This window comes from Halobaculum sp. EA56, assembly GCF_051195075.1.
Lineage (GTDB): Archaea > Halobacteriota > Halobacteria > Halobacteriales > Haloferacaceae > Halobaculum.
On sequence record NZ_JBNTJX010000021.1, the window covers coordinates 1 to 16862 of the forward strand.

Here is a 16862-nt window from a genome sequence, read left to right on the forward strand (position 1 = left end):
CATCGACGCCTTCTTCCAGGTCGTCGACTGGGAAGAGCCCTCGGCACGCTACGAACAGGCCGTCGAACTCTTCGAGTGAGGTAGCTCGCGGCACGATAAGCCGCCGCGCGGGGCACGGACCCGCGCGAACGTGAGCGGGTCGCGGGCGGCGGCGTCCGACCGTGGGCACGGACCGTCCGTCGCCGCACGCGCCCGCGTTCGCCTTCTCGCGGAGCAGGTTCCGCTTCGACCGAGCAGCGGAGGCTTCGACCGGCGAACGCGAAGGGGGTTCTCTTCCGTCGTTCCCCTCGCCGTCACTCCCGGTCGCCCCCGTCGTCCAGCAGCCGGTCGAGTTCGCCCGCCCGGGCCAACTCGCGGACGAGGTGCCGGTGCTGGATCGCCCACAGCCGCCGGGCGAGTAGGTACGCGACCGCCCCCGTTGCGAGGACCAGCGCGCCGACGAGCGGCCCGTCCGCGATCGCCGCCGCGACCGCCTGCCAGCCGAGGACGGCGAGTATCAGCGCGGCCGCCCCGGTCGCGAGCGGGTTCCGTCCCGGCCGGCGCAGGACGTCCGAGAGGCACCGCTGATCGCGACGCAGTTCCGCCGGTAGCTCGCGCTCCGCGAGCACGCGTTCCTCCAGCGCGGCGACCCGATCGGACACGCCCGAACACCTCGGTTGGTCGACTTCGAACAGAACTATCGTTCGATAATCATTACCGTTTCGACCGGCTCGCGCCGGGCGGCGTCGACCTGACGGACGGCAGGTACATACTCGTCGGGGGCGTACGAGGGGGTATGACGGAACGCGCGACGTTCGGAGGCGGCTGCTTCTGGTGTGTCGAGGCCGCGTTCAAGGAGCTGGACGGCGTCCGCGAGGTCACGTCCGGGTACGCCGGCGGCCACACGGAGGACCCGTCGTACAGGGCGGTCTGCTCGGGGGCCACCGGCCACGCGGAGGTCGTGCAGGTCGAGTACGACCCGGACGCGATCACCTACGAGGAACTCCTGGAAGTCTTCTTCACGATCCACGACCCGACGCAGCTGAACCGCCAGGGGCCGGACGTGGGGACCCAGTACCGCTCGATCGTCCTGTACCACGACGACGAGCAGCGCGAACTCGCGGAGTCGTACGTCGAGGCGCTCGACGAGGAGGGCGGCTACGACGACGACGTCGTCACCGAGGTCGAGCCGCTGGAGACGTTCCACCCCGCCGAGGAGGAACACCAGGACTACTTCGAGAAGAACCCGAACGACGCGTACTGCTCGATGCACGCGCAGCCGAAGGTGGAGAAGGTGCGCGAGCGGTTCCGCGAGAAGGTGCGGGCGTAGGCGGGCGCCGCGAGGACGCGCCGACGACGGACGGAGGACGGGTGCCGGCCGACTCGGGCCGGCCGCGCCGACAGAACAAACCCTTTGTGTCGCCCCGTTCGACGGTTCGGCGTGACCGGCGACGACTCCGGCGGGTCGGGGCACGCGACGCCGCTCAGCCCCGGGTCGGTCGACCCCGGGACGAACGTGCTGGTCTCGGGGCCGGGCCTCACCGGGAAGCGCGACGTCGTCCTCGACCTCGTCGGGGCCGCACCGGACCCCGCCGCGTCGCTGGTGACCACGAGGTCGGGGACGGCCGGCCTCAGGGAGGACCTCCGTCGACGGTACGGCGACGACTGGTCGCTGCGGTTCGTCGATTGCGTCTCGCGGCAGCGGTCGATGGCCGCCGCGCGCGACACGGAGGAGGTCCGCCACGTGAGCGGCCCCGGCGACCTCACCGGGATCGGGATCCTCGCCAGCGGCGACCTGTACGACTGGTACCGCGCGTCGGAGCGCCGCCGCGGCGCGCTCGCCGTCCACTCGGTGTCGACGCTCCTGATGTACGCCAACGTCCGGCGCGTGTACCAGTTCATGCACGTCCTCGCGGGCCGGGTTGAGAGCGCCGAGTGCGTCGGCGTGTACGCGCTCGATACGGTCAAGTCGGACCTCGAACCCGCCGAGCGGTTCACGCAACTGTGTGACGCGGTGGTCGAGACCAGACTGACCGACGAGGGACGAGCGATCCGCGTCCGGGGCGACGACTTCGGGCCGCGGTCGTGGACGCAGTTTTGACCCGGCAGGAGCGCGGGGACGGCTCCCGGTCGGTGCCTCTCCGCCGTCAGTCGTCCAGGTACTCGCCGACCAGGTCCACCAGCGGCGCCGCCTCGCGGTCGAACACGAACAGCAGCCCGGACCACTCGCCCGACGGGAACGACGCGACGAGCGCCTCGTCGTACCACCGGATCGTCGCGTCCAGCGTCCCGTAGTCGTACAGCGGCTCGTCGCGCGTGGGGTCCCCGAGCCCCTTCAGGGCGAGTTCCTCCATGCGCTGCCGGAGCTCGCCCGGCGAGAACCGCTCGCGAACGTCGTCGCGGACGAACAGGGGTTCGACCGCCTGACCCTCGTAGCGGACGGCGAGCCGGAGGGTACCCACGTCCGCCCGCAGGGAATCGATCAACTCCCGGATCTCGGGGTCGAGCGCGTCGAGGTCCGCGTCGGCGCCGTCGAGTTCCTCGTCGAGGTCCGCGGGCGGGTCCTCGAGTTCCTCGAGGAGGTCGTCGTCGGTCCGCTCGACGGGGGCGTCGTCGCTCACACACGGCCCGTCCGTCGTCGGCCGCATCAACTTACCGGTGCCGCCGATCCCGGAGGGGGTCGGCCCCGCCGTCGCGGGTCGGCTCAGGGGTCACGCGGGGCGACGCCCTCGAAGTAGCGGTCGTAGTGGGCCGCACACCCGGGGTTGAACGCCGCGTCGCACTCCGGGCACGCGAAGTCGCTCGCGAGGTACTCCCGTACCGAGAGCGTCGCCCCGCAGACGCCGCACAGGACCGCCGGCTCGTCGAACCGGTCGCGGGGCCACGGCGCCGGCTCGTGGTCGGCGACGGCGTCGTGACACGCCGCACAGGGGAAGAACGTCCCACAGCAACCGAACCGGAGGGCGATCACGTCCGTCGGGCCGGCGTAGTGGGCACACCGCGTCTCGGCGCCCACGTCGACGCCGCGGACGGCCGTGCCGTGGACGGTCGTTCGCACGGACGGACGGCGGCGCCCGGGGCGCAAAGGCGTTCCGGACCGGTTAGGACGCGAGTTACGAACGGTCACCCGTCCGACGGGCCGGACGCTCGCGGACGGCGACTGTCGCTCGTCGACGCCGCGAGCGTCCCCCGGATCCGCCGGCGTGGTGCGCCGGGACGGTGTCCCCGATGTCGCGTCGGATCACGTGGTCGACGCCGGGGCGGACGACCGCGCGAGCCGTCCGCTCCGTGCACCGTTTTTTGCGTTGTGAACGGACCGAAGTTTCCCGTCGTCTCCGATATCTGGTGAGCGTGGGTGCGAGGGAGGGACGTGAGCCGAACGTCCGGAGCGGAACACCCGGGCGCCCTTCCCGAGTAGAAGCGGGCCGACATTGACCGTCCGTTCGCCGAGGATCACCGCGATATCCGGAGTCGTTCCCCGCATCCTCGACGGTCGTTTCATCCCGTTGGACTGTTCGTATCCGACAGTCGCGCACGCCTGGTCGTCCCTCCGTGCGTCTCTCTTTCCTCATGGTCTTATTTAGGAGGCGAATTCGAGCGATTGATACTGGGTAGCACAACCGTTTTCCCGCGATCCCGTGACCTAGCGCACGATGGGAGAGCCGCTCCGGGTACTGTACATCGACGACGAGGTCGACCTCGCGGAGTCGGTCGCCGCGTTTCTCGAACGCGGGGACGACCGGTTCGAGGTCGAGACGGTACCGGACGCGAGCGAGGGGCTCGACCGACTCGACGCCCGGGAGTTCGACTGTCTGGTCTCCGAGTACGACCTGCCGGACGGGAACGGAGTCGAACTCCTCACGACCGTCCGCGAGACCCGCCCCGCACTCCCGTTCGTCCTGTTCACCGGGGCGGGGTCCGAGGAGGTCGCAAGCGACGCCATCTCCGCCGGCGTGACCGAGTACCTCCGGAAGGGCTCCGACCCCGAGCGGTATCGGCTCCTGAGGAACCGGATCTCCGACGCCGTCGACCGCGGCCGCGCCGAACGCGAGTACCGCGAGATATTCGAGGAGGTCCCCGACGGAATCGTCGTCCACGACGTCGCCGACGGCGAGTTCGTCGACGTGAACGAGGAGTTCGCCCGGATGTTCGGCTACGAACGGGACGACCTGCTGGCGGCCGGGTTCGAACGGATCCTCCCCGACGAACCGCCGTACACGCCGGAACGGGCCCGCCAGCGCATCCGGGAAGCGGCCGACGACGGCCCGGAAACCTTCGACTGGCCGGGCGTCACGAGCGACGGCGAGCGGCTCTGGGTGGAGGTCCACCTCACGCCGCTCCGCCCGCGCGGCGAGGAACGCGTCCTGGCCGTCGTTCGCGAGTGCACCACCCGCAAGGAACGCGAGCGGGACCTCGAACGGTACCAGACCGTCATCGACACCGTCCCCGACATGGCGTACGTGTTGGACCCGGACTTCCGCTTCGCCCTGGTCAACGACGCGATGGTCGACGTGACGGGCTACCCGCGTGAGGATCTGCTGGGAGCACACGCATCGCTGCTGTTCGACGACGAGGCGATCGACGAGGGCGAGTGGAACCGCGACCGGCTCAGGTCGGGGGCGCGGGAGTCCGAGCGCCTCGAGACCCGGCTGGAGACCGCGGACGGGGAACGCATCCCGTGTGAGATCAGGGGCGACCTCCTGCCGAGAGGCGGGGAGGGCGAGTGGCGCGGTACGACGGGGATCATCCGAGACGTCACCGAGCGGAAGGAGCGCGAGCGGAAACTGCAGGCCAGGTCGGCGGCGATGGACGCCTCGATCGACGGGATGGCGATCCTCGACGCCGACGAGGAGTACGTCTTCGTGAACCGGGCCCACGTCGACTGTTACGGATACGACGACCCGGACGCGTTCCTCGGGGAGACGTGGCGGATGTGTTACGGCCCGGAGGAACTCGCGCGCTTCGAGGAGGAGATCATGCCGGAGCTGTTCGAGCAGGGTGACTGGCGGGGGGAGACGGTCGGCGTCCGCGCGGACGGCAGCACGTTCCCTCAGGAGCTCTCCCTGAGCCTCACCGACGACGGGCGGGTCATCTGCGTCGTCCGGGACGTCACCGAACGCAAGCGGCGCGAACGTGGTCTGGAACGGCAGAACGAGCAGTTGGAGCAGTTCGCCCGCGTCGTCTCCCACGACCTCCGGAACCCGCTGAACGTCGTCGAGGGCCGGCTGGAACTGGCGCGTGAGGAGTCGGAGAGCGCCCACCTCGATAGCGCGGCGGACGCCCTGGATCGCTGTCTGACGCTGGTGGACGACCTGTTGACGCTCGCACGGGAGGGCCGGCGCGTCGACGAGCGCGAGCCGGTGGACCTCGGAGCGCTCGCCGAGGACTGCTGGCGGACCGTCGACACGGCCGACGCGGCGCTCGTCGCCGACGCGACGCGGACGGTCCGGGCCGACCGCAGCCGGCTGAAACAACTGTTGGAGAACCTGATGCGGAACGCGGTCGAACACGGGGGCGCGGGCGTGACCGTGGCGATCGGCGATCTGGAGAACGGGTTCTACGTCGCCGACGACGGTCCGGGCGTTCCCGACGATGCGGCCGACGAGGTGTTCGAGCCGGGGTACTCGACCGCGGACGACGGGACCGGGTTCGGACTCAACATCGTGGCGGAGATCGCGGAGGCACACGGGTGGGACGTAGCGGTCGCCGAGAGCCCGGCCGGCGGAGCGCAGTTCGCGATCACCGGCGTCGACGCCGACGAGTGACCGACCCCGGAGTCGCTCCGGCGGGCGTGCCCATCGGTTCGGGGTGCGACGGCGGAACGGAGCTCCCGACGGGTGCGACCGGCGGGGAGCCTCGCGTCGCCCGGCGAGAGCGGATCCCCGGATGGAAACCGGTATCGTAGAGCGGGGACGGGATTCGAACCACGCCGTCGGCTCGCTTCGCTCCCCGCCGTCTGATTCGTATCCCGTCCCGCGGCCGTTCGCCTCGCTCCGCTCGGCAGAACAGCCGGGGGCGGGATTCGAACCCGCGAAGTCTCGATTACAAGTCGAGTGCATGCACCGCCCATGCTCCCCCGGCGCGGGGCATCCGACCGTTACTGTACCAGCCGTTTAATCGCTATCGTTTCGCCTCCCGGCCACCGACTTCTCCAGTTCGACACGGTGGCGTTCGTATCCGTTGCGCTCGTAGAACCGGATCGCGTCGACGTTGCCGGCCATCGCCTCCAGCCCGACCACGTCGGCGCCGTCGTCGGCCAGCGCGGCCTCCGCTCGCGACAGGAGCAGGGCGCCGACGCCGCCGTCGCGGTACGGCGGGCGGACGTAGAGGTTGTACACCGTCCCGCGGTCGACGTCCGTCCGGTAGCCGCCCGACTCGCGGCCGAAGGTGACGAAGCCCACGACGCCGCGGGCGGCCGCCGAGTCCGGGCCGCCGTCGGCGACCGGGTCGGCGGCGCGGGCGACGAGGACGCCCCCGGTGACAACCGCGCGCGCGACGGCGTCGCCCGCGGCGTTGCGGTTCCCCTCGGAGCGGAGGTGCGAGCCGTACGCGCGCTGCCCGCGGGCGAGTTCCACCCACAGGTCCGCGACGGCGTCGACGTCGTCGGTGTTCGCGCGGTCGACCACGACGCCGGCGTCGTCGCCACGGTCGCCGGCGTCGTCGGCGTCGGCGGGCATACACGTGGTCGTCGGGACTCCCGACGCTTGGGGTTTGTGCCCGCGGACGGCCCCGGGGACGCGACCCGGACCTGTCGGCGGATCGACGGTCCGGGGCGGTGAGAGAACGGTTAAGTGTGTCGGGCCACCTCCCAACCGTGAGAAGGTACAACAATGGGCATTAGCGAAACATATTCACGCGGACGGGAACTCGCCGTCTCCCGGCCGTTCCTCCTGGTGGTCGTCGGGATCCTCGGGCTCCTGGCGGTCGATCTCGTCCGCCGGCTGGCGACGCCCGACGGGCTCTCGGGCGCCCGGCTCGCCACCCTCCTGTGGGACGGGCTCGTCACCGGCCTGGCGATCGGGCTGGCCGGCGTCGGCCTCTCGATGACGTACAGCATCCTGAACTTCGCGAACTTCGGCCACGGCGACTACGTCACCTCCGGCGCGTTCGCCGGCTGGGCGGTGACGTGGCTGTTCGCCGGCCTCGGCCAGTTCGACCTGTCGACGCTGCTGTTTCTCGGGTCGCTGTCGACGCGCGAACTGGGCGTCTCGGCGTTCACGACGCCGCTGGCGGTGATCGCCGGGCTGATCGTCGCGGCGGCCGCGACGGTCGTCGTCTCGCTGGTCGTCGACCGGCTCGTGTACAAGCCGATGCGCGACGAGGGCGGCATCACGCTGCTCATCGCGTCGATCGGGGTCGCGCTCGCGCTCCGGTACACAATATACATCGTCTTCGGCCAGCGCACCCGCGGGCTGACCGACGCGCAGTCGGTCCCGGAGGTCACGTTCGCCGGCGGCTTCGAACTCGGCGGCCACCAGGTCACGCTCGTGGTGATCGCGGCGGCGCTGATGCTCGGCGTCCACCTGCTGCTCCAGACGACGAAGCTCGGGAAGGCGATGCGCGCGATGGCCGACAACGAGGACCTCGCGCGCGTCACGGGCATCCCGACCGAGCGTGTCGTCCGCTTCACGTGGATCATCGGCGGCGGCCTCGCGGGCGCCGGGGGCTTCCTCATCGCCCTCGAACGCGGCGCGATGAACTTCCAGTTCGGCTGGATCCTCCTGCTGCTCATCTTCGCGGCGGTCATCCTGGGCGGCATCGGCTCCATCTACGGCGCGATGTTCGGCGGCGTCACGATCGGGATCGCACAGAGCATCTCGCTGGTGTGGATCCCCAGCGAGTTCTCGACGGTCGCCGCCTTCGGCGTCATGATATTCGTGCTCCTGTTCAAGCCGGAGGGCATCTTCTCGGGGGTGACGACCGCGTGAGCTCGCCGACGGAGACCGCGGACGCCGGGGCGGAGGCGACTGCCGGGGACGGCACCGACCCCGAGGGCCGTGAGGTCCCCGGGTGGACGCCGTACCGCGAGTGGTTCCGCGACCGGTGGGACGAGGGCGGCGCCGTCGCGTGGGGCACCGCGCTCGGCCACCTGCTCGTCGGGGGTGTCCTGTTCGCGCTCGTCGCAGGGTTCGACATGTCGACGCTCCCGGTCGGCGGGAGCCTCATCTGGTTCCTGTACCTGTCCGTGACCGTCGCGGTCCTGTACGTCGCGACGGCGCCCCCGGCGGAGCCGTACGTGGCGTGGCTCGAGGACCGGTGGATGGAGTCGGACACGGACAAGCTACTCATCGTCCTCGGCCACGTGGTGGCGGTCTTCTTCGTGTTCGCGGTCGCGCTCGACCTCCCGTTCAACGGGCTGGCGGGCGCGCTCGGGTCGGTGTTCTTTTTCACGGCGGTGTACGCGATGCTGGTGTTGGCGCTGAACCTCCACTGGGGGTACGCCGGCGTGTTCAACATCGGCATCGCGGGGTTCATGGCGGTCGGCGTGTACACGATGGCGATCCTCTCGGGCTCGCCGGACCCCGGGCCGACGGGGGTCCCCGGGTTCGGGCTGCCGCTCCCGATCGGGATCCTCGGCGGGATGCTGGCGGCGGCGTTCGTCGGGCTGATCGCGGCGCTGCCGGCGCTTCGGCTCCGCGCGGACTACTTCGCCATCGTCACGGTCGCGCTCTCGGAGATCATCCGGATCACGCTGAAGTCGACGGCGCTGCAGGAGTTCACCGTCGCGGGCGTCACGACCGGAACCGGCGGCGCAACCGGGATCACGATGCCCGGGAACCCCCTCCGGCTCCTCTTTTACGAGGGGTTCGGCCCGGCCGCCGAGCCGGCCTTGCTCGGGACGGTGCTGTTCCCGCTGTTCGCGGGGCTCCGTGTGGAGCTGATCCCGCCGGAGTCGTACTGGCTCGGCGTCGTGAAGCTCCCGGCGTTCACGCTGGACCTGGCGGTCCAGCAGCCCGTGATCCTCAACTGGGCGTACGTCGTCGTCCTCGCGGGCTTCGTCGGGCTGTTCTACCTCCTGCTCGTCCGCACGGGCAACTCCCCGTTCGGCCGCGTGCTGAAGGCGATCCGCGAGGACGAACTCGTCGCGCAGGCGCTCGGGAAGGACACGCGGCGGTTCAAGATCGTCGCGTTCATGTTCGGCTGCGGGCTGATGGGGCTGGGCGGCATCCTCTGGCAGGGGAGCCAGGGGTTCACCAACCCCGGCGCGTTCCGGCCGATCCTCACCTTCTACATCTGGGTCGCGCTCATCATCGGCGGCGCCGGCTCGAACACCGGCAGCGTGCTCGGCGGCGCGCTGTTCGCCGGGCTCATCTGGCAGGGGCCGGTGTACCTGCGCCGGGTCGTCACGAACTACGTCGAGTTCGGCGACACGCCCAGCACGTTCCCGGCGGCGATCGCGCCGTTCGTCGAGGGCGAGGTGCTCCCGTTCCTCGCGTTCCTGCTCGGGAACATCTCGGCGCTCCGGTTCGTCCTCGTCGGCGTCATCCTCGTGGTGCTGATGCAGACCCGCCCGGAGGGACTGCTCGGCCACCGCAAGGAGGAGGCGGCGGCGATCCCGCTGACGCGGCCGGCGAGGGGCGCCGGCGGTCCGGGCGGGACGGCCGCGGCCGACCCGGTCGCCGACGGCGGAGCCGACGGAACCGACGCGGCGACCGCGAGCGACGATCACTCCGACGGGGAGAGCCAATGAGCACCGAGACCGAACCCACCGCGACCGACACCGTAACGGAGGAACAGTCCGCGGAACCCGACCCCGACGGCGACGCCCGGGAGGCGGCCGCCGAGGGTGCCCGCGACAGGGAGGGGCACCCGCTCGTCGTCGAGAACCTCCGCAAGACGTTCGGCGGCATCGTCGCCGTCGACGACGCGAGCTTCTCGGTCGCGGAGGGGTCGCTGACGGGGCTGATCGGCCCGAACGGCGCCGGGAAGTCGACGACGTTCAACTGCATCACGGGCGTCCACGAGCCCACCGCGGGACGGGTGACGTTCCGCGGCGAGGACATCACGGGGATGGCCACCCACGAGGTGGCCCAGCAGGGACTCGTGCGGACGTTCCAGATCGCCCGCGAGCTGCCGGAGATGACCGTGCTGGAGAACATGATGCTCGCCCCGCAGGCGCAGGTGGGCGAGCGGCTCAGCTACTCGGTGCTGCCCGGGCTCCGCGACCGGGTCGTCCGCCAGGAGGAGGAGCTGCTCGAACGGGTGTGGGAACAGCTGGAGTTCTTCGAGATCGACCACCTCGCCGAGGAGTACGCGGGCAACCTCTCGGGGGGCCAGCGCAAGCTGCTGGAGATGGCGCGCGCGCTGATGACCGACCCGGAGATGGTGCTGCTGGACGAACCGCTCGCCGGCGTCAACCCGACGCTGGAGGAGAAGCTGCTCGACCGGATCCACGAGCTCCGCGAGCGGGGGAACACGTTCCTGCTCGTGGAACACGACATGGACGTCATCATGGACAACTGCGAACACGTCATCGTCATGCACCAGGGGTCGGTACTCGCGGAGGGCACCCCCGACCAGATCACCGACGACGAGCGGGTCGTCGAGGCGTACCTCGGGGGCGACGTATGAGTAGCGAGGACGACCGACGGGAGTCCTCGAACCGATCGGGGAGCGAAGCGACCCGTAAGGCCGGGGGACACGAACGGAGTGAGGGTCCCGCTGAATCGAGCGGGGAGCAGCGCGCCCCGCGAGAAGTCGAGGCCGACCGGGGGGCGGCTTCGGATCGGGCGGGGAGTGAACCGACCCGCGAGGAGAACGAGGCCGAGCGGGACGCCGTCGACCCCGGCGACTCCACCGGCGCCGCCCGCCCCGGCGACGCGCCGCTCCCGGAGGAGAGCCTCCTGCAAGTGCGCGACCTGGACGCCGGCTACGGCGACCTCCAGATACTCACGGACGTGGACCTGGACGTGGGCGACGGCGAGTACGTCACCGTCGTCGGCCCCAACGGGGCGGGGAAGTCGACGGTGATGAAGTCCGTCTTCGGGCTGACCACCTACATGGGCGGGAGCATCGAGTTCGCCGGCACGCCGATCCACGGGCTCCGGCCCGAGGACATCATCCACGAGGGGATCGGGTACGTCCCCCAGAACGACAACATCTTCGAGAGCCTCTCGGTGCGCGAGAACCTGGAGATGGGCGCGTACATCCTCGACGAGGTGCCCGAGGACCAGATCGAACTCATCTACGACCGGTTCCCGATCCTTCGGGAGCGCTCGGACCAGCGCGCCGGCTCGATGTCCGGCGGCCAGCGCCAGATGCTCGCGATGGGCCGGGCGCTCATGCTCGACCCCGACCTCCTGCTGCTGGACGAGCCGAGCGCCGGCCTCGCGCCGGACCTGGTCGACGAGATGTTCGACCGCATCGACCGCATCAACGACGACGGCACCGCGGTCCTCATGGTCGAGCAGAACGCCAAGGAGGCGCTGCGCCGGTGCGACCGCGGCTACGTCCTCGTCAACGGCGAGAACGCCTACGTCGACACGGGCGAGGCGCTGCTGAACGACGAACAGGTCCGCAAGGACTTCCTCGGCGGGTAACGCGGGCACTGCGGGCCCGCCCGCAGCGACGGCGGAGTCGCGTCCCCCCGTCGCTACGCCAGCGCGTACCGCCCGCCCGTCTTCTCCACGTGGCCGGCCTCGCGGAGCGTCTTCAGGATGGAGTACAGGGAGATGCGCTTCATCGACAGCCCCTCACACAGGTCGTCCTCGGGGACGGCGCCGTGGGTCGCCAGATACAGGTACACCAGCTTCGCCCGGGGGGACGAGACCCCGTCCGGAAGCTGCGTCATCGGCGTCTCGGCCGTCTCCTCGACCGCGTCCGCGTGCGTCGTAGCCATCTTGAACGCATCCAGCGCTTCGACGTACGTAAAACCTCTGTACGACACACGTCGAAATATTCGCTGACGGCCGTTCGTGCCGGTTTCCGTGGGTGTGACCGAATTACGCGACAGTGAGTAAATATAGTTCGTCCCGGGAACGGCCGTCGATTTCGACTCCTGACGGCGAACGGGGGCGGGAGAATCGGGGTCGCCGGGAGGCCCCGGGCGGCGTCGGCCGGCGGTGGCGGGGGGGTCCGGCCGGGCCGGGTCGGTTCCGTCAGTACGACCGGATCTTCGGCTCGTACTCCTTGTCCTCGCCCTCGAGGATGACCGGCTTGTACCACAGTTCGGGGTCGCCGTCGTTCCACGACAGCATCGTGTGCTTGAGCCACTCGTCGTCCCTGCGCTCGGTGTGCTCGGCGCGCCAGTGGGCGCCGCGGAACTCCTCGCGCGCGAGCGCGCCGAGGGTGATCGCCTCCGCGAGGTCGAGGATGTTGCGCGTCTCGATGGTCTGGATCAGGTCCGTGTTGAACGTCCGCGAGGGGTCCTTCACGAACACGTCCCGGTACCGCTCGCGCGCCGCCGCGATGTCCTCGAGCGCCCGCTTGAGGCCCTCCTCCTCCCGGAAGACGTTCACGTGCTGGGTCATCGTCTCCTGGACGTCCGAGCGGATCTCGGCGTGCTGGACGCCGTCCTCGCGGTCCATCAGCTCGCGGACGCGCTCGCGCTCGCGCTTGACCGCGTGCTCGACTACGTCGGTGCCGGACATCGAGGCGGTGTCGGCGGCGACCCCGCCGTCCGCGACGGCGTCGCCCTCGGCGCCCGCGGGCTCGACCTCGCCGGGCCGGACCGGGGTGTCGACCTCCCCGAGCTCGTACTCGCCGCGCTGGCCCGTCTCGATCCGCGCCTCCTCGAGCTCGCCGCCCGCGGCGTGCGTGCCGGCGCGCTTGCCGAAGACGATGAGCTCCGGCAGCGCGTTGCCGCCGAGGCGGTTCGAGCCGTGGACCGAGGCGCAGGCGCACTCGCCGGCGGCGTACAGCCCCTCGATGCACGTCTCGCCGTTCTCGTCGGTCTCGATCCCGCCCATCGCGTAGTGCTGGCCGGGCTTGACCGGCATCGGCTCCTCGAGGCCGTCGACGCCCTCGAAGTCCTTCGCGAGGTGGAGGATGTTCTCCAGGCGGTCGACGATGCGGTCCTCGCCGAGGTGGCGCATGTCGAGGTGGACGTACTCGTCGTCGATGCCGCGGCCCTCGTTCACCTCGTTCAGCTCCGCGCGGGCGACGACGTCGCGGGAGGCCAGCTCCCCGTCGTTGCTCGCGTAGCCGTACTCGAACATGAACCGCTCGCCCTCCGAGTTGTAGAGGATGCCCCCCTCGCCGCGGACGCCCTCGGAGATGAGCACGCCCGTGCTGGGCAGGCTCGTCGGGTGGAACTGGATGAACTCCATGTCCTCGATGGGGACGCCCGCGCGGTAGGCCATCGCCACGCCGTCGCCGGTGTTGGCGACGGCGTTGGTGGTGTGGTCGAACACCTGGCCGAGCCCGCCGGTCGCGAGGATGACGCCCTCCTTCGCGCGGAAGCCCGACAGCTCGCCGCTCTGGATGTCGTAGGCGACGACGCCGTGGCAGGTGCGGTCCTCGGGGCGGTCCTCGTCGGTGACCGCGAGGTCCGAGACGTACCACTCGTCGTAGACGGTGATGCCGCGCTTGACGAGCTGCTCGTACATGGTGTGGAGCAGCTGGTGGCCGGTCTCGGCGCCCGCGTACGTCGTCCGCGGGAACGAGAGGCCGCCGAACGGTCGCTGGGAGACGCGGCCGTCCTCCTCGCGGGAGAACGCCATCCCCCAGTGTTCCAGCTGGATGACCTCCTTCGGGGAGTCCTTACAGAGCGTCTCGATGGCGGGGGCGTCGCCGAGGTAGTCCGACCCCTTCATCGTGTCGTAGGCGTGGTCCTCCCACGAGTCCCCCTCGCGCAGGGCGGCGTTGATGCCGCCCTCCGCGGCCCCGGTGTGGCTTCGCACCGGGTGGAGCTTCGAGACGATGGCCACGTCCGCGCCTTCCTCCTGGGCGGCGATGGCTGCGCGGAGTCCCGCGCCGCCGGCGCCGACAACGATGACGTCGTGTTCGTACATGTGTCGTGTGTCCTGTGTCGCGTGTGTGCTGCGTTCGGTGTTCGTCCGCGCGTCCGCCGAACCCCGGGTCCGTCGTCGGGTCCGCTTGGGGTTCGGGCTACTTCAATCGCGTGCCGATTCGGGGCGTTGAGCCGGGCGAGCCTACCAGAACTTCAGGTTGCTCTTGACCGCCTCGCGCTTGAGCTCCTGGATGTGCTCGGTCAGCGGGATGTCCTTCGGGCACACCTCGGTGCACGAGAACTGGGTCTGACACCGCCAGACGCCGTTCTCCTGTTCGAGGATGTTGAGCCGGTGCTGCTTGCGGTCCTCGCCCTCGCGCTCGTCCATGGCGAAGCGGTACGCCTTGTTGATCGCCGCCGGGCCGAGGTACTCGTTGTTGCCCGCGGCGATGTTGCACGAGGACATGCAGGCGCCGCACCAGATGCACCGCGTGGACATCTTCACCTTCTCGCGGTTCTCCCGCGTCTGGCGCTGTTCCTCCAGTTCGCCGTCGGGGAGCTCGTCGGCGTCGAAGTACGGCTCGACCGCCTCCATCTGGTCGTAGAAGTGGTCCATGTCGACGACCAGGTCCTTCTCGACGTCCGCGTGCGGGAGCGGCTCGACGCGCACCGGCTCCTCCAGGTCCGACAGCTGCGTCTTGCAGCCGAGGCGCTGGGAGCCGTTGATGAACAGGGCGTCCGACCCGCAGATCGCCTGCCGGCAGGAGTGTCGGAACGTGAGCGAGGAGTCGAACGTGTCGCGGGCGTAGATGAGCGCGTCGAGGACGGTCATCCCCTGCTTGAACGGGACGTGGAAGTCGTCGAACCGCGGCTCCTGTTTGCCCTCGACCTCGGGGTCGAAGCGGAACACCTTGAGGTGGTAGGTGTCCTCCTCGGCGTCCGCGCGCTCCTCGGCCTCGCGCCGGGCGCGCTCCTCGCGGTCGGCGCGCGCCTCCGCCTTCTCGCGCATCCGCTCCTCCTGTGCGGGCGGCAGCGGCTCCTCGCGGTCGGTCCGGGTCTCCTCCTCGGTCTCCGTCTCCGGTTCGGGTACGTGCGTGCTCATTGTCAGAAGGTGGGGAACCCCGCCCAGGCGTTCGCGGTGCGGATCCCCTGCACGACGAGCACCAGGCTCGCCGCGATCAGCGTGTACTTGACTACCCGCTTCTTCGTGCCCGTCAGCCCCTGGTTCTCCAGGGCGTTGTAGACGCCGTTGACGCCGTGGAACGTCGCGGTGATCAGGAACAGCACCATCAGCGAGTAGTAGGTGAGGTCCGTCATCCGCGCGCTCGACATCGCGAACGTCACCTCGTCGGCGTGGTTGACGAAGTGGAGCAGGAAGAAGTGGAACGCGAGCACCACCACGAGGAACGCCGCGGTGATGCGCTGCCACAGCCATCGCCGTCCGCCCCTCTCGAACGAGGAGTAGCGCTCGGCCATGTCAGAACACCCCCGCGAGGAACGTCGGGACCGACGCGACCACGATGGCGCCCGTCAAGATTAGCGACGCGTAGAAGCTCTTGTCCTGGCTCTCCAGCCCGACTCCCAGGTCGACCAGGAGCAGACGGCAGCCGTTCAGGATGTGGAAGACGGCGACCGCGAGCAGGCCGACCTCGAGGATCCGGACGACCAGCAGACTCTCCAGCGTGGTGATGACTGTGGTGTACACGTCGTTCTCGGCCGCGATGGCCTGGGTCTGCCCGGCCGCGGAGATGGCGGTACTCAGCACGGCGATGTGGGTAAACAGGTAGCCCACGAGCACCCAGCCCGTGAACTTGTGGAACACCCACGCCCACATCCCCGCCGAGAACTCCCGCCACCGGCCGAAGTCCTCGACGAGGCCCCTGTCATACGACTGGCTCATACGTACCGTGGCTCGGGTCCACGGTGGTATAGTAGTTACGTGACGTACTCGCACACCGACGCCCGCGAGCGACGCGGCGGCGACACCTGTCGCTCGTCAGGTACGATTATGTCGGTCCGAACGAACGCTGTTCCGTGAGCGATCCATCGACCGAGCCGGCCGAGGCGGCGTTCTCGTTCCTCGGGGACGGCCTCCGGCTCGCTATCCTGCGCGCGCTCGCGGAACGGGAGGCCAGGGCGGGTCCGCGCGAGGACGCGATGGCGTACAGCGACCTCCGGCGCGCCGTCGGCGAGCGCGACAGCGGGAAGTTCAGCTACCACCTCGGGAAGCTCACCGGCCGGTTCGTCGAGAAGACCCCGGAGGGCTACCGGCTCCGCGAGCCCGGCCGGGAGACGGTCCGCCTGCTCGAACGCGGCGTCGTCGACGGCGACGCCGACCTCGACGCCGCGCCGGTCGCGGCGCGGTGTCCCCTCTGTGACGCTCGCGTCCGCGTCACCTACGGCGACCACCACCTGTTCGCCTGCTGTTCGGAGTGCGCGGGGCTGTTCGGCGCCGACGAGTGTCCCGAGGGGACGGTCACGGGGATCGTGCTCCCGCCGGCCGTCGTCGAGGATCTGGACCCGACCCCGCTGTTCGAGCGCGCCCACCGCGTGTTCGAGCGACGTCTCCGGCCGATGTTCGAGGGCGTCTGCCTGGAGTGCGGCGGCGAGGTCGACGGCCGCCTCCGCCGCTGTCCCGATCACGACCCCGGTCCGAGCGGCATCTGCCCGGAGTGCGAGACCGCGTCTCCCCTCCTCGCGGAACTGGTGTGCGAGACGTGCGGCCGGGGGCGGGTGAGCCACCCGCTGTTCGGCAACCCCGGCGCCGACGACGTCGACGCGACCGGCGACGGGACGTGGACCGGGCCCGCGGTCGCGGGCGATGCGGGGGGGACGGCCGCCGCGTGGGACCGATTCGGGTCGTTCCTCGCGTGGACGCCGACCGCCCGGGAGGACGGGGCCGTCGCCTTCGATCCCCCGTCCGGAGACGGACAGGTGGTCGTGAGCCCGGACCTGCGCGTGATCGAGTGACGGAGGAGGGGGGTGCCCCGGA

17 protein-coding genes, 1 tRNA gene and 1 pseudogene are annotated in these 16862 nt (G+C 70.3%); 9 read left to right on the top strand and 10 right to left on the bottom strand.

Features of this window, described 5'->3' with window-relative positions; translation table 11 throughout:
* Window positions 1-79, top strand: a pseudogene (locus ACQUQ1_RS19735) (superoxide dismutase); the annotation flags it as partial.
* A 214-nt stretch (window positions 80-293) separates the two neighbouring features.
* On the opposite strand, the gene ACQUQ1_RS19740 reads toward ACQUQ1_RS19735, so the two are convergent.
* Complete coding sequence (locus ACQUQ1_RS19740; RefSeq protein ID WP_435065980.1) at window positions 294-641, bottom strand: hypothetical protein; 348 nt, start codon at window positions 639-641, stop codon at window positions 294-296.
* 134 nt (window positions 642-775) lie between these two features.
* Between ACQUQ1_RS19740 and msrA the strand changes: the two genes are divergently transcribed.
* A complete protein-coding gene (gene msrA / locus ACQUQ1_RS19745; RefSeq protein ID WP_435065981.1) occupies window positions 776-1309 on the top strand; it encodes a peptide-methionine (S)-S-oxide reductase MsrA in 534 nt (177 codons plus the stop codon).
* A gap of 111 nt (window positions 1310-1420) precedes the next feature.
* The gene (locus tag ACQUQ1_RS19750; protein WP_435065982.1) at window positions 1421-2080 is read left to right on the top strand and encodes a DUF7504 family protein; all 660 of its coding nucleotides are present in this window, start codon (window positions 1421-1423) and stop codon (window positions 2078-2080) included.
* 46 nt (window positions 2081-2126) lie between these two features.
* Here ACQUQ1_RS19750 and ACQUQ1_RS19755 read toward each other — a convergent pair whose 3' ends face one another.
* A complete protein-coding gene (locus tag ACQUQ1_RS19755) occupies window positions 2127-2600 on the bottom strand; it encodes a hypothetical protein (RefSeq protein ID WP_435065983.1) in 474 nt (157 codons plus the stop codon).
* Between the two features lie 83 nt (window positions 2601-2683).
* Window positions 2684-3037 (bottom strand): CHY zinc finger protein, encoded by a 354-nt coding sequence (locus ACQUQ1_RS19760; protein WP_435065984.1) that lies wholly within the window; start codon window positions 3035-3037, stop codon window positions 2684-2686.
* 595 nt (window positions 3038-3632) lie between these two features.
* Between ACQUQ1_RS19760 and ACQUQ1_RS19765 the strand changes: the two genes are divergently transcribed.
* Complete coding sequence (locus ACQUQ1_RS19765; RefSeq protein WP_435065985.1) at window positions 3633-5744, top strand: PAS domain S-box protein; 2112 nt, start codon at window positions 3633-3635, stop codon at window positions 5742-5744.
* Between the two features lie 242 nt (window positions 5745-5986).
* Here ACQUQ1_RS19765 and ACQUQ1_RS19770 read toward each other — a convergent pair.
* A tRNA-Thr gene (locus ACQUQ1_RS19770) sits at window positions 5987-6060 on the bottom strand.
* A gap of 32 nt (window positions 6061-6092) precedes the next feature.
* Complete coding sequence (locus ACQUQ1_RS19775; protein WP_435065986.1) at window positions 6093-6656, bottom strand: GNAT family N-acetyltransferase; 564 nt, start codon at window positions 6654-6656, stop codon at window positions 6093-6095.
* 153 nt (window positions 6657-6809) lie between these two features.
* On the opposite strand from ACQUQ1_RS19775, the gene ACQUQ1_RS19780 reads away from it, so the two are divergent.
* The 4 genes from ACQUQ1_RS19780 to ACQUQ1_RS19795 all read left to right on the top strand — a co-directional run bounded on the left by ACQUQ1_RS19780 (window position 6810) and on the right by ACQUQ1_RS19795 (window position 11519).
* Window positions 6810-7907: a branched-chain amino acid ABC transporter permease gene (locus tag ACQUQ1_RS19780; RefSeq protein WP_435065987.1), complete on the top strand. Its 1098-nt coding sequence runs from the start codon at window positions 6810-6812 to the stop codon at window positions 7905-7907.
* A 332-nt stretch (window positions 7908-8239) separates the two neighbouring features.
* Window positions 8240-9670: a branched-chain amino acid ABC transporter permease gene (locus ACQUQ1_RS19785; protein ID WP_435066016.1), complete on the top strand. Its 1431-nt coding sequence runs from the start codon at window positions 8240-8242 to the stop codon at window positions 9668-9670.
* Window positions 9667-10551, top strand: a complete 885-nt coding sequence (locus ACQUQ1_RS19790) for an ABC transporter ATP-binding protein (RefSeq protein ID WP_435065988.1) — start codon at window positions 9667-9669, stop codon at window positions 10549-10551. The genes ACQUQ1_RS19785 and ACQUQ1_RS19790 overlap by 4 nt, the downstream gene beginning before the upstream one ends.
* Window positions 10548-11519, top strand: coding sequence for an ATP-binding cassette domain-containing protein (locus tag ACQUQ1_RS19795; protein ID WP_435065989.1), 972 nt, complete (start codon window positions 10548-10550; stop codon window positions 11517-11519). Before ACQUQ1_RS19790 ends, ACQUQ1_RS19795 begins: the two co-directional genes overlap by 4 nt.
* Before the next feature lie 53 nt (window positions 11520-11572).
* Here ACQUQ1_RS19795 and ACQUQ1_RS19800 read toward each other — a convergent pair whose 3' ends face one another.
* The 5 genes from ACQUQ1_RS19800 to sdhC form a co-directional block, all read right to left on the bottom strand.
* The gene (locus tag ACQUQ1_RS19800) at window positions 11573-11818 is read right to left on the bottom strand and encodes a TrmB family transcriptional regulator (RefSeq protein ID WP_435065990.1); all 246 of its coding nucleotides are present in this window, start codon (window positions 11816-11818) and stop codon (window positions 11573-11575) included.
* Window positions 11819-12077: 259 nt separating this feature from the next.
* Entirely contained in the window at window positions 12078-13931 is a 1854-nt protein-coding gene (locus ACQUQ1_RS19805) for an FAD-binding protein (protein ID WP_435065991.1), read from the bottom strand.
* 141 nt (window positions 13932-14072) lie between these two features.
* Window positions 14073-14972: a succinate dehydrogenase/fumarate reductase iron-sulfur subunit gene (locus tag ACQUQ1_RS19810; RefSeq protein WP_435065992.1), complete on the bottom strand. Its 900-nt coding sequence runs from the start codon at window positions 14970-14972 to the stop codon at window positions 14073-14075.
* Between the two features lie 2 nt (window positions 14973-14974).
* Entirely contained in the window at window positions 14975-15346 is a 372-nt protein-coding gene (locus ACQUQ1_RS19815) for a succinate dehydrogenase hydrophobic membrane anchor subunit (protein ID WP_435065993.1), read from the bottom strand.
* A gap of 1 nt (window position 15347) precedes the next feature.
* A complete protein-coding gene (gene sdhC, locus ACQUQ1_RS19820) occupies window positions 15348-15770 on the bottom strand; it encodes a succinate dehydrogenase, cytochrome b556 subunit (protein ID WP_435065994.1) in 423 nt (140 codons plus the stop codon).
* 134 nt (window positions 15771-15904) lie between these two features.
* Here sdhC and ACQUQ1_RS19825 point away from each other — a divergent pair, with 134 nt between their 5' ends.
* The gene (locus ACQUQ1_RS19825) at window positions 15905-16840 is read left to right on the top strand and encodes an ArsR/SmtB family transcription factor (RefSeq protein WP_435065995.1); all 936 of its coding nucleotides are present in this window, start codon (window positions 15905-15907) and stop codon (window positions 16838-16840) included.
* Window positions 16841-16862 lie beyond the last annotated feature (22 nt).